The following is a 12,011-nucleotide window of genomic DNA, read 5'->3' as shown; positions in this document are numbered from 1 at the left end:
CGGTGGCCCATCCTTCGTCCAGGACGACGAAATGCCACCGGCTGATCTGTCGGGACGGACCAACGGCTCAGGACGGCATCGGCACCCACGTCCTGGCGACGGTGACCTCCTCCAGCACCTCCGGGATCGGGGCGACGCCGATCCCCGGGCCGGTCGGCACGGCGAGATGGCCGTCCACCAGGCGGAACGGCGGCGTCAGGTCGGTGCGGTAGTAGCGGTCGGAGGCCGAGGTGTCGCCGGGCAGCAGGAACCCGGGCAGCGCGGCGAGCGCCACGTTGGCGGCCCGGCCCACGCCGGTCTCCAGCATGCCGCCGCACCACACCGGGACGTCGTGCGCGGCGCACACGTCGTGGATGCGCCGGGCCTCCAGATGGCCGCCGACCCGGCCCGGCTTGATGTTGACCACCTGGCAGGCCCCGAGCGCGATGGCGTCGGCGGCGGCGCGAGCCGAGACGATCGACTCGTCCAGGCAGATCGGCGTCGTGATCCGCTCGGCCAGCCGGGCGTGCCCGAGCAGGTCGTCCTGCGCGAACGGCTGCTCGATCAGCAGCAGGCCGAACGGGTCCAGCCCGGCCAGGTGCCGGGCGTCGCCGCGCCCGTACGCGGTGTTGGCGTCCACCTGGAGCGGGACGTCGCCGAACCGCTCGCGCACGGCCCGGACCGGCTCGACGTCCCAGCCGGGCTCGATCTTCAGCTTGATCCGCAGGTAGCCCGCGTCCAGGTACTCGGCGACGGCGTCGAGCAGCGCCGGGATCGACCCGGTGATGCCCACCGACACCCCGCACGGCACGCTGTCGCGCACCGCCCCGAGCGCGTGGGCCAGCGGGACGCCGCGGGCGCGCAGGTCCGCGTCCAGGACGGCGGTCTCCAGGGCGGCCTTGGCCATCCGGTGCCCCTTGAACGCCGCCAGCGCCGGGGCGACCTTGTGGGCGTCCAGGTCGGCCACGCCGGCCAGCGCCGGGACCAGGAAGCGGGCCAGCACGTCGGCGGCGGCGTCGGTGTACTCCGAGGAGTACAGGGGCGCCGTGCCCGCGCCGCACTCGCCCCAGCCCTCGGCCTCGCCGGTGACGACCCGCACCAGCACCGCCCGCCGCACCGTCTCGGTGCCGAACGACGTGCGGAACGGCGTCACGAGCGGCATCTCGACCGTGCGGACCTCCACACCGGTGATCTTCACTCCGTCTCCTGTCTGTCCACGATGTACCAGCCTGTCCGGTCGAAGCCGCGTACCCGGCCGCCCTGTTCGAGCAGTTCGCCCAGTACGTCCCGCAGTGCCCTGCGCCAGTCGGCGGCGCGGGCCGGGTCGCTCTCGCGCATCGCCTCGACGTCGCCGGGCACGCCGACCAGGACGGTGGCCGCGCCGGCGTACCGGACCAGCGGCCCGCCCGCCGCCGACGCCTCCAGCGCCACGGCCGCGCCCGCCGCCCGCGCCGCCGCCGCGTCCGCCACGGCCGGGCGGCCCGCGCAGGCCGCCTCGACGACGGGCGTCTCCAGCCGCCAGCGGACCAGGACGCGGTCGGTGGCGTCGGCGCGGTTGATGTCGTCGTCCATGGGGCCGTAGAAGTCCGGCAGGTACTCGGCCGGGTCGGCGCCCAGCTTGGCCAGGTTGAAGTAGGCGTTGCGGCGGACCAGCGGGTCGTAGGTCCAGCAGATCTCGCCGACGCCGCGCAGCATCGCCCAGGCCCGCTGGTGCAGCTTCATGGCGAACCCGACGTTGCGGCCCTGCATGCCCGCCACCACGCCGGCGATGTGACTGTGCAGGGCGGCGCGCGCCGGCGGCGAGAAGAAGCCGAAGCACGCGCCCACCATCCGGTCGCCGTCGAAGGCGCCGCTCACGTAGCTGCCCGCCTTCGACATCGCGCGCAACATGTCGGCCGTCACCGGCGGGTTGTTCTCGCCGGTGCGCCAGATGTGCTCGTACAGGCGGCGGACGGCTTCCAGCTCGCCGACGCTGTCCAGGGGGCGGATGTCGATGCCCGCGCCGTCGGCGGCGGCCTGCGCCGCGGCGCACGCGGCCTCGACGGGCCGGGAGTCGCGACGGTCACGGATGAGATCAGTCACGCCGGTCATGGTCGCAGCCGCCTTCGTCCCGTAGCTGGTCGGCGAGCACCGGGCGGCGGCGTCCGGTTCGTCCGCCCGGACAACAGCGTCCCGGGTGCCCTTGTGAGGAGCGGTCACCGCGCTGCGGCCAGCAGGTCGGCGACCAGGGCCGTCAGCAGCCGGGTGCGGCCCGGCAGCTCGGCGACCAGCACGTGCTCGTCGTCGGCGTGCGCGCCGCCGCCGACCGCGCCCAGGCCGTCCAGGGTGGGGGTGCCCGTCCCGGCGGTGAAGTTGCCGTCGGAGGCCCCGCCCACGGCGACCGCGGCCAGCGGGCCGATCCCGAGGGCGTCGGCGAGCCGGCACGCCCGCTCGAACAGGTCCTTCGACGCCGACGCCGGGAGCGGCGGCCGGTTCGGCCCGCCGCCGACCGTGACGCCCGCCCCGGGCAGCACCGGCCGCAGCCCGCGCATCGCCGCGTCCACCCGGTCCTGCTCGCGGGCGTCCCTGACCCGTACGTCCACGTCGAAGCGGGCCCGCGCGGGCACCGTGTTGACCGTGGTGCCCGCCTCCAGCCGGGTCGGGGTGACGGTCGTGCCCAGCGCGGGATCGGCCAGCGCCGCCACGGCCGCGACCTGGTGGGTCACCTCGACCGTCGCGTTCACGCCGCGTTCCGGCTCCAGCCCGGCGTGCGCGGCCCGGCCCCGCACCAGCACCTCGTACCGGGAGACGCCCTTGCGCTCGGTCTTGAGCGCCCCGCCGGGACCGGCGGCCTCCAGGACCAGCGCCGCCGCGCAGCCGCGGGCCTCGTCCTCGACCAGCCGCCGCGAGGTGGGGGAGCCGGGCTCCTCGTCGCCGGTGACCAGGACGGTCACGCCGTCCAGGTCGTCCAGCGCCGCCAGCGCGTGGAAGGCCATCACCAGCCCGGCCTTCATGTCGAAGCAGCCCGGCCCGCGCAGCACTCCGTCGCGAACCTCGAACGGGCGCCGCTCCAGCGAGCCGACCGGCCACACCGTGTCGTGGTGGCCGAGCAGCAGCACCCGGGGCTCGCCGCCGAACCGCCACCGCAGGTGGGTGCGCCCGTCGATGACCACGCGCTCGGCCTCGGCCCCCAGGCGGGCCGCGCCCAGCCCGGCCACGGCCGTGGCGCTGCGGGCGACCGCGGCCAGGTCGCCGGACGGCGACTCGCAGCGTACGAGCCGCTCGATGTCGGCGATCATCGCGGCCTCGCGGGCCCGGTCGGACGGGGTACGGCGTGGTGTCATGGTGGCTGCCTCCGGTCGGACGGACCGCCCATCATCGTCAACCACGACGCGGACGGGCCTGTCGCACCGGCCAACATCGGCCCGCCTCGTTGGGCCCCGCCGACGACCGCCCCCGGGCCCGCCCGGCTAGGTCAGGTCGGCGAAGCGCTCGACGTCCTCGGTGCGGCCGGAGACGATGATCACGTCGCCGTACGCCAGCTCGGTGTCGGAACCGGCGTAGGTGAACTCCTCCTCCGCGCTCTTGACCGCCACCACGGTGACGCCGTGCTTGCGGCGCAGGTTGGAACGGCCGAGCGGCACCCCGATGTACTCCTTGGGCGGGCGGGTCTTGGCCATCGCGAAGTTCTCGTCCACCTGCATGAAGTCCAGCATCCGGCCGGTCACCATGTGGGCCACCCGCTCGCCCATGTCGTGCTCGGGGAAGACGACGTGATGGGCGCCGATGCGCCCGAGGATCCGGCCGTGCTGGCGGCTGACGGCCTTGGCCCAGATGTCGTCGATCTCCAGCTCGATCAGCAGCGACGTGGTCAGGATGCTGGCCTCCAGGTCGCCGCCGATGGCCACGACCGCCCGGTAGAAGTCGGGCACGCCGAGCTGGCGCAGCGTCTCCAGGTCGGTGGAGTCGGCGGTGGCGATGTGGGTGATCTGCCCGGCCAGGCTCTGGGCGACCTTCGGCCGGTTGTCGATGGCCAGGACCTCGGTGCCGCGCCGGGTGAGCTCCAGGGCGAGCGAGGTGCCGAACCGGCCCAGGCCGATGACCACGACGGGGTCTGTCTTCTTGTCAGCCAACGATGACACGTTCCTCGGGTAGTTCGTAGCGGCGGGTGCGCTCCTTCAGGGCGAGCGCGGACCCCAGCGTGAGCGGGCCGATGCGCCCGATGAACATCAGCGCCGCCAGCAGCAGGTGCCCGGCGGGCGTGGTCTCGGCGGTGATGCCGGTGGACAGCCCGTTCGTGCCGAACGCCGAGACCACCTCGAACAGCACCTGGTCCAGGCTGTGGGGCGTGATGGCGAGCAGCAGGTAGGTCGAGACGGCGACCAGCACGACGCCGATCATGGTGATCGAGATGACCTGGCGCTGCGCGGACTCGGCCAGGCGCCGGTGGCCGATGTTCACCCGGGGCTCGCCCCGCAGCTCGGCCCAGATGATGAACGCCAGCAGCCCGAACGTGGTGACCTTGATGCCGCCCGCCGTGCCTGCGCTGCCGCCGCCGATGAACATCAGCAGGTCGGTGGCGAGCAGGCTGCTCGGGTAGAGCTGGCCGATGTCGAGGCTGTTGAACCCGCCCGAGCGCGGCATGACCCCGGTGAAGAACGCGGCCAGCAGCTTGCCGGAGTCGTCGAGCCCGCCGAGCGTCCTGGGGTTGCGCCACTCGGTCACCAGGAAGACCAGCGTCCCCACCGCCAGCAGGACGAGCGTCACCCCGACGGTGACCCGGGTGAGCACCGACCAGCGGCTGGGCCGGCGCCAGGCGCGGGCCAGCTCGAACACCACCGGGAAGCCCAGCCCGCCCACGATCACCGCGATCGCGATCGGCAGGCAGATCCACGCGTCGGTGACGAAGCGCATCAGGTTGTCCGGCCACAGCGCGAACCCGGCGTTGTTGAACGCCGACACCGCGTGGAACCAGCCCAGGTACATCGCCCGGCCCAGCGGCTCGCCGTAGCCCGTGACGAAGCGCGCGGTGAGCACGGCGCCGACGATCAGCTCGGAGACCAGGCTGAAGATGACCACGTTGCGCACCACGCGCCGGACGTCGGACATGCTCAGCGTCTTGGTCTCGGCCTGGGCGAACATGCGGGCGCGCAGCCCCAGCCGGCCCGCGACCAGCACGGTGAACAGCGTCGCCATCGTCATGATGCCCAGCCCGCCCACCTGGGCCAGCATGGCGAACACCACCTCCCCGGCCACCGACCAGTGGGTGGCGGTGTCCACCACGACCAGGCCGGTCACGCAGGCCGCGGACGTCGCGGTGAAGAGCGCGGTCAGCCAGCCGGCCGACTCGCCCGTGGCGGTGGCCATCGGCGAGGTCAGCAGGGCCGTGCCGGTCAGGATGAGCGCCGCGAACCCGGTCGCGATGACCTGCGCCGGATGGTGGAACCGGGACAGGAAGGCGCCCGTCAGCCGCAGGTTCCTCATGGCGCGCCCCCGCCGCGCGCGGCCGGGCGGGGGACATGATGTGAGACGGGCACGATCAGACGGTAGACCACCCGGCGACCACTCCGGCAAACGCGTCCGGAGACGTGCCCCGGAGGGTGCCGCGGCTAAAAATGCGACAAAGACGATTCGGCGTCGGGAAAGCCGTGCAGGTCACGTCAGTAGAGTGACAATGTCGTAGGTGATCACGAACGGGGCGCGATCGGCATGCTGGGGGAGGACACGCCGTACCCGATGCTGGTCGCCGACGCCTCGGGCGCCGTCGAGCGGGCGAACGCCGCCGCCCGGTCGCTGCTGGGCGAGGCGCCGCGGATCGCGCCGGACTGGCTGGCCCGCGCCCACCACGACCTGTGCGCCCGCCTGGCCGCCTCGCCCGCCGCCGAAGGCGCGCCCGACGCCGGGAGCCTGCCCGAGCCCGCGCGGGGACCGGTCGGGGAGCGGGTGTTCGAGGCCCACCCCGTGCTCGCCGGGCGCGACCGCGTCACCTGGTGGCTGGTCGACGTCACCACGCGGGAGCGGGCCATGGAGCTGCTGCGGGCCGAGCGGGACTCGACCGCGTCCATGGTGGCGGCGGCCACCGAGCTGCTGTCCTCGCTCAACCTCGACCGCTGCCTGGAGGCGGTCGCCCGCCTGGCCGTCACGCACCTCGCCCACGCCGCCCGGGTCGTCGTGCCGTTCGGCCCGCGCCGGTACGAGGTCGCCTACAACGAGGCCGGCGGCGAGGCCGTGCGCCGGAACCTGGACATCGATCCGCGGTCCATGCCGGGGCTGGCCGAGGCGCTGCGGGCCTTCCCGCCGGTGCCCGCCCGCTGGGTGGACCCTGGGCGGGCGCCCGGCTGGGTGCTGGGCGAGGGGCGGCACGACACGCGTTCCGTGGCGGTGATCTCGCTGCCCGGCTACGGCCTGCCCGCGGGGGCGCTGATCCTGCTGCGCTCGGCGGCCGGCTTCTCCCCGGCCGAGGAGGCGTTCGCCCGGCTGTTCGTGGCCCGGGCCGGCACCGCGATCTCCATCGCCCGCGTGTACGCCGAGCAGGGGGCCATCGCCGAGACGCTGATGGCCGACCTGCTGCCGCCGATGACGCCGTACCTCGACGTCGCCGACGTGGCGGCCCGCTACCGGGCGGCGGGCCACGGCGCGCTGGTCGGCGGGGACTTCTACGACGTGCACCCGGTCGCCGGATCGGGCGGGGCGGCGCTGGTGGTGCTCGGCGACGTCTCGGGCAAGGGGCTGGAGGCCGCCGTGCTGACCGGCAAGATCCGCAACACGCTGCGCGCCCTGCTGCCGCTGGCCGACGACCACCAGCGCGTGCTGGAACGGCTCAACGAGGTGCTGCTCGCCGGGCCAAGCCCGCGCTACGTCACGCTGGTGCTGGCCGGGGTCGAGCGCCGCGGCCACCGGCTGGAGCTGCGGCTGACCAGCGCGGGCCATCCGCCGCCGATGATCGTCCGCAACGACGGCCGGGTGGAGGACGCCCGCACCCAAGGCACCCTGATCGGCCTGCTCGACCAGATCACCAGCGTCACCCAGACGGTGCTCCTGGACCCCGGCGAGACGTGCCTGCTCTACAGCGACGGCGTCATCGAGGCCAGGGGCGGCCCGCTGGGCGACGAGATGTTCGGCGACGACCGGCTGCGCGAGGAGCTGCGGCAGTGCGTCGGCATGCCGGCCGCCGCGCTGGCCGAACGCGTCCAGATGCTCGCCTCCCAGTGGGCGGGCGAGCGGGAGCGCGACGACATCGCCATCGTCGCCATCGGCGCGCCGCGCGAGTCCGCCGACGGCCCGGCCGGAGGTCCTCCGGCGTGAGCGCCTCCGGCATGAGGGACGAGATCGAGCGCTGCGTCGAGGCGCTGCGGGCGGCGGCGACGTCCGGCGACGAGTACGCCGCCATCGACGCCGCGCGGGCCGGTCTGGACGCCGGCGTGCCCCTGGAGACCATGCTCCTGGACGTCGTCGCCGTCGCGCAGGCCCGCGTGGGCCTGGACTGGGCGGCCAACCGGCTTACCGTGGCCCAGGAGCACACGGCGACCGCCGTCCACGAGCGGGTGCTGGCCGTGCTGGCCCACGAGCCGGGCGCGCGCGGCCACCGCGTCGCGCCGGTCAAGGGGCGGGTGAGCGTGGCGTGCGTGGACGGCGAGTGGCACACCTTCCCGGCCCGGCTGCTGGCCGAGGTGCTCCGGCTGCGCGGCTGGCAGGTGGACTACCTGGGCGCGCACGTGCCGACCGCGCACCTGGTCGTGCACGTGCACAGGACCGCCCCGGCCGCGGTCGCGCTGTCCGGGTCGCTCGCCACCCGGCTGCCCGCCGCGCACGCGGCCATCAGCGCCTGCCAGGCGGCGGGCGCGCCCGTGCTCGTCGGCGGCGCCGCCTTCGGGCCCGACGGCCGCTACGCCCGCCTGCTCGGAGCCGACGCCTGGGCGCCCGACGCGCGGGCCGCCGCCGACCTGCTCGACGCCGGGCCGCCGCGCCGGGCCGCGACCGGGCTGAGCCCGGGACGGCCGCCGCACCTGGCCGGCCCCGAGTTCACGGCGCTCACCGACCGGGCGCCCGAGCTGGTCAGAGGCGTCATGCAGGAGCTGGACGAGCACGTGCCCGTCACCGGGGGCGAGGAGCCGACCGGCCACACCGCCGAGGACGTCGCCTACGTCGTCGACTACCTCAAGGCCGCCGCCTACGTCGACGACCCCGGCCTGTTCACGTCCTTCATCGGCTGGATGGCGGAGGTGCTGGCGGCGCGCGGCGCGCCGGCCCGGGTGCTGGCAGTCACGCTGGACGCGCTGTCCGCCCGCCTGGCCGGCCTGCCGCGCACCCGCGAGCTGCTCGCGGAGGCACGGGCCGGGCTGCCCGACGGCCCCCGCTGACCGCCGCCGCGGCTCAGTCGCGCTCCTGCCAGGTGCACAGGCAGACGTTGTTGCCCTCGGGGTCGGCCAGCACCCAGAACCGCGGCGCCTCGTCGGTGTGCACCAGCCGCCCGCCCGCCGCCAGCGCCGCGTCGATCCGGGGCTGGACCTGCGCGGGCTCCACCCACACGTCGAGGTGCCAGCGCTGGCGGGGCTCCTCGTCGCCGGACGGCTGGAACCACACGCCGGGCAGCGCGCCGGCCGGGTCGTGCAGGTCGCCCCGGTCGTCGGCGGGCATCGCCAGCACCGCCCCCCAGAACGGCCGGACCGTCTCCCGCACGGGAGTGTCGAGGCCGAGTTCGAGCGCGGAGACCGACGCGGGGTCGAGGCGCACCCCGGCGTCGGCGGCCAGGGACGTGACCGCCCGCGCCAGCCGCAGGTCGCGCCCGGTGACGCCGCCCGCGTCGTGGCTGGACAGCCGGACGTCGACATGGGCGTAACGCAGGTCGAGGTCGGGATGGTGGTCCATCTCCTCGGCCACCGCCCCGATGGCGTCGACGAGCGCGAGCCCGGCCGCGAACGTGCCGGTGTGGATGCGGGTGTGCAGGCGGCCCAGCAGGTACGCCCACCCCGCCGGCCCCTCCTGTGCGATCTGCGCTCCGGTCAGCTTGGCCATACGGCCATTCTGGCAGCACACGTCTTCTGCCTTCCCCGCGACTGAGGTGAGCGCACCGGATCCGCCAGGCGGCAGACAGCCTGCACATGCTCGGCTACCGTCCGCAGTATGGCGTACGACGACGAGCAGGAAGAGCGTCCGGTGTGCGGCATCTGCATGGGTGCCGGCGGGGAGTGGATCGACCGGAACGGCGACTCGAAGAAGCAGTCCACATGGGTGTCGTGCAAGTCCTGCAGCGGGACCGGCAGGAAGTGACGGACCCGATCACCTGCCCCGAATGCCGGGGCCGCCGCGGCGTGCAGCTCGGCGAGCTGTTCCTTTCCTGCACGTTCTGCGGCGGCCTCGGCCAGGTGGGCGGCGAGAACGAGCCCGCCGAGCGCGGCGCGGAACCGCCCCCGGACGGGCCGCCGCCGGCCTGGCGACACAACGTTTGGTCCGACCCCTGGATTGCCGAGACGCTGAAATGCCGCTTCTGCCTCGGCTCGAAGAAGGTGACCCACATCGAAGCGGGCACGCTGCTCATCGTGCCATGCAGGTGTGCCGACGACTGATTCCTCAGCCGGACGTCCTGGATGGTCAGTCGAGGCAGAACTCGTTGCCCTCGGGGTCGGTCAGCACGATGTGGCCGGCGCCGAACGGCGGCTCGGGCTCGTGCCGCCGCACCCGCGTCGCGCCCAGCCCGACCAGCCGCTCGCACTCGGCCTCCAGCGCCGCCATGCGCTCCTCGCCGCGCAGCCCGGGAGCCGCCCGGACGTCGAGGTGCACGCGGTTCTTGCCGGACCTGCCCTCCGGCACCCGCTGGAAGAACACCCGGGGGCCGCGGCCTTCGGGGTCCTCGATGGCCGACCGCGCGTCGCGCTCCTCCTCGGGGACGCCCGCCCTGGCCAGGAAGTCGTCCCAGGCGGCCAGCGGGTCGGCGCCCTGCGGCAGCTCGATCCCGGGCGGGCCGGGGTGGACGTAGCGCAGCGCGTCACGCCAGAACGTCGACAGCGCCTTCGGGTCGTGGGCGTCGAAGGTGATCTGGACATGGCGGCTCATCTGAATCACTCCGTTCGGTGCAGGAAGAGGTTCCCGGGACCACTGTGGCATCACCGGCGGACAGGATCGGTCCGCTGCCGTCCCAGGGCCGCGGCCTCCTCGCGCAGCCACTCGACCAGCGTCGGCACCAGCGGGTGGTCGCGCCGCGGGGCGGTGGCGATCCCGATGTAGCGGGCCGGGCGCGGCGGGTTCAGCGGCACGACGGCCAGGCCGGGCGTGTCGCGCGCCAGGCAGATGGACGGCACCAGGCTGACGCCCAGCCCGGCCGCCGTGAGCGCCTGCGCCAGGTGGTAGTCGGTGGTGGAGCCGCTGACCCGCAGCTCGAACCCGGCCGCGGCGGCGTACCCGCGCAGGAACGCCTCGGTCTTGGAGCAGCCGATCACCCACGGCTGCTCGGCCAGCTCGGTCAGGTCCAGCGACGCCCGGCCGGCCAGCGGGTGGGCGGCCGGCAGCGCCACCGACAGCGGGTCCTCGGCCAGCGGCGTCCAGGCCAGCCCCGTGCGGTCGCCGGGCAGCACCGGTAGCGGCCCGTCGAAGTGGTAGGCGATCGCCAGGTCCGCCTCGCCGCGGCGGACCAGCGGCAGGCTGTCCTCCGGCTCCCGCTCGACCACGTTCGTCGCGACCTCGGGATGGGCGGCGACGAACCGCGCCAGCACGCCGGGCAGCAGCGCGCGGCCGCCGCTGGTGAAGGTGGCCACGGTCAGCCGCCGGCGCCCCGAGGCCAGCTCGTCGATCCGCTCCCGGGCGTGCCGCAGCTCGGCCGCTATCGTCTCGGCCGTCTCCACCAGCAGCCGGCCCGGCTCGGTGAGGGCCACGCCCCGGGTGCTGCGGGTGACGACCGGGGTGCCGAGCTGCCGTTCCAGCGCGGCGATCTGCTGCGAGACGGCGGACGGCGTGAGCAGCATCGCGGCCGCCGCCCGGTTGAAGCTGCCGTGCGCGGCCACCTCCCGCAGCACCCTGAGCCGGTGGGCGTCGATCAACAGTTCTCCTTAACACAAGACCAGTGAGTCACCACTACCACTGCTGACCCGGTTCGGGCCAGTCTTGGCCGCATGCGACACATCTGCGTCATCGGCGGCAACCGCTACTTCGGCCGCCGCCTGATCGGCCTGCTGCTGGCCGGCGGGGACCGCGTGACCGTGGTCAACCGGGGCTCGGCCGCGCCGCCGCCCGGGGCCGAGCACGTCGTCGCCGACCGGGCGGACGCGGCGGCCCTCGCCCGCGCCCTGGACGGCCGGGCCTTCGACGCCGTCGTGGACCAGGTCTGCTACACGCCCCAGCACGCCGACGTCGCCCGCCGGGTCTTCGCCGGCCGCGCCGCCCGCTACGTGATGACCTCCACCATGGAGGTCTACGACCCGGCCACCTCGCCGTCCCTGCTGCCTCCGGCCGCGGCCCCGGTGCGCGAGGAGGCGGTCGAGGCCGCGTCCTGGCCGGTGGACCGCGGCCTGCCGTGGGGGTCGCCGGACGCCCTGTCCCGGCTGCTCGGGGAGGCGGCCGCGTACGCGGAGGGCAAACGCCAGGCCGAGGCCGTGTTCGCCCGGGACCCGGCCTTCCCGTTCCTCGCCGTGCGCAGCGCCCACGTGCTCGGCGGCGGGGACGCCGACTTCACCGGACGGCTGCGCCACTACGTGGACCGCGTACGCGCCGGGCTGCCGGTCGCCGTGCACCGCGACCCGGCGCCGACGTCGTTCGTCCACCACGCGGAGATCGCCGCGTTCCTGCACTGGACGGCGACCGGCACCGACGTCACCGGCGCGCTCAACGCCGCCTCGCGCGACGCGCTGACCGTCAACGGCCTGTGCGCGGCCGTCGCCGCCGCGACCGGCTCGCCGGCCCCCGCCTACCGGGTGGTGACCGGCGGTGAGCCCGCCTCGCCGTTCTCCTTCGACCGCTCCTACGCCCTCGACACCGGCCGGGCCGCCGCGCTCGGCTTCACCTTCAGCGACGTCGCGGCCTGGCTGCCGCGAGCCGTCGCCGACCTGCTCCAGGAAGGCTGA

13 protein-coding genes are annotated in these 12,011 nt (G+C 74.9%); 5 read left to right on the top strand and 8 right to left on the bottom strand.

Going from position 1 to position 12,011, the window contains the following annotated elements; genetic code table 11:
- Positions 1-67 precede the first annotated feature (67 nt).
- The 5 genes from menC to ACIBST_RS02050 all read right to left on the bottom strand — a co-directional run bounded on the left by menC (position 68) and on the right by ACIBST_RS02050 (position 5,442).
- Complete coding sequence (gene menC, locus ACIBST_RS02070) at positions 68-1,177, bottom strand: o-succinylbenzoate synthase (RefSeq protein WP_397168276.1); 1,110 nt, start codon at positions 1,175-1,177, stop codon at positions 68-70.
- Complete coding sequence (locus tag ACIBST_RS02065) at positions 1,174-2,061, bottom strand: GNAT family N-acetyltransferase (RefSeq protein WP_397168274.1); 888 nt, start codon at positions 2,059-2,061, stop codon at positions 1,174-1,176. The genes menC and ACIBST_RS02065 overlap by 4 nt, the downstream gene beginning before the upstream one ends.
- Before the next feature lie 113 nt (positions 2,062-2,174).
- Positions 2,175-3,302 (bottom strand): M20 family metallopeptidase, encoded by a 1,128-nt coding sequence (locus ACIBST_RS02060; protein ID WP_397168272.1) that lies wholly within the window; start codon positions 3,300-3,302, stop codon positions 2,175-2,177.
- Positions 3,303-3,428: 126 nt separating this feature from the next.
- A complete protein-coding gene (locus ACIBST_RS02055; RefSeq protein WP_397168270.1) occupies positions 3,429-4,091 on the bottom strand; it encodes a potassium channel family protein in 663 nt (220 codons plus the stop codon).
- A complete protein-coding gene (locus tag ACIBST_RS02050) occupies positions 4,084-5,442 on the bottom strand; it encodes a TrkH family potassium uptake protein (RefSeq protein WP_397168269.1) in 1,359 nt (452 codons plus the stop codon). Before ACIBST_RS02050 ends, ACIBST_RS02055 begins: the two co-directional genes overlap by 8 nt.
- Positions 5,443-5,667: 225 nt before the next feature.
- Here ACIBST_RS02050 and ACIBST_RS02045 point away from each other — a divergent pair, with 225 nt between their 5' ends.
- Complete coding sequence (locus tag ACIBST_RS02045; protein ID WP_397168268.1) at positions 5,668-7,263, top strand: PP2C family protein-serine/threonine phosphatase; 1,596 nt, start codon at positions 5,668-5,670, stop codon at positions 7,261-7,263.
- Positions 7,260-8,318, top strand: a complete 1,059-nt coding sequence (locus ACIBST_RS02040; RefSeq protein WP_397168266.1) for a B12-binding domain-containing protein — start codon at positions 7,260-7,262, stop codon at positions 8,316-8,318. The genes ACIBST_RS02045 and ACIBST_RS02040 overlap by 4 nt, the downstream gene beginning before the upstream one ends.
- A 13-nt stretch (positions 8,319-8,331) precedes the next feature.
- Here ACIBST_RS02040 and ACIBST_RS02035 read toward each other — a convergent pair whose 3' ends face one another.
- Entirely contained in the window at positions 8,332-8,973 is a 642-nt protein-coding gene (locus ACIBST_RS02035; RefSeq protein WP_397168264.1) for a 4a-hydroxytetrahydrobiopterin dehydratase, read from the bottom strand.
- Positions 8,974-9,081: 108 nt separating this feature from the next.
- Between ACIBST_RS02035 and ACIBST_RS02030 the strand changes: the two genes are divergently transcribed.
- Both ACIBST_RS02030 and ACIBST_RS02025 read left to right on the top strand, forming a co-directional pair.
- Positions 9,082-9,228 (top strand): hypothetical protein, encoded by a 147-nt coding sequence (locus tag ACIBST_RS02030; RefSeq protein WP_364334320.1) that lies wholly within the window; start codon positions 9,082-9,084, stop codon positions 9,226-9,228.
- Complete coding sequence (locus ACIBST_RS02025; RefSeq protein WP_397168262.1) at positions 9,186-9,524, top strand: hypothetical protein; 339 nt, start codon at positions 9,186-9,188, stop codon at positions 9,522-9,524. Before ACIBST_RS02030 ends, ACIBST_RS02025 begins: the two co-directional genes overlap by 43 nt.
- A gap of 25 nt (positions 9,525-9,549) precedes the next feature.
- On the opposite strand, the gene ACIBST_RS02020 is transcribed toward ACIBST_RS02025, so the two are convergent.
- Together ACIBST_RS02020 and ACIBST_RS02015 are read right to left on the bottom strand one after the other, a co-directional pair.
- Positions 9,550-10,011: a VOC family protein gene (locus ACIBST_RS02020; protein WP_397168261.1), complete on the bottom strand. Its 462-nt coding sequence runs from the start codon at positions 10,009-10,011 to the stop codon at positions 9,550-9,552.
- Between the two features lie 50 nt (positions 10,012-10,061).
- On the bottom strand, positions 10,062-10,991 hold the full coding sequence (locus ACIBST_RS02015) for a LysR family transcriptional regulator (RefSeq protein ID WP_397168259.1): 930 nt from the start codon (positions 10,989-10,991) through the stop codon (positions 10,062-10,064).
- A 72-nt stretch (positions 10,992-11,063) separates the two neighbouring features.
- On the opposite strand from ACIBST_RS02015, the gene ACIBST_RS02010 reads away from it, so the two are divergent.
- A complete protein-coding gene (locus tag ACIBST_RS02010; protein WP_397168258.1) occupies positions 11,064-12,011 on the top strand; it encodes an NAD-dependent epimerase/dehydratase family protein in 948 nt (315 codons plus the stop codon).

This window comes from Nonomuraea sp. NPDC049684 (assembly GCF_044465345.1).
Taxonomy (GTDB): domain Bacteria; phylum Actinomycetota; class Actinomycetes; order Streptosporangiales; family Streptosporangiaceae; genus Nonomuraea.
This window is presented reverse-complemented; position numbering and strand designations above follow the sequence as displayed.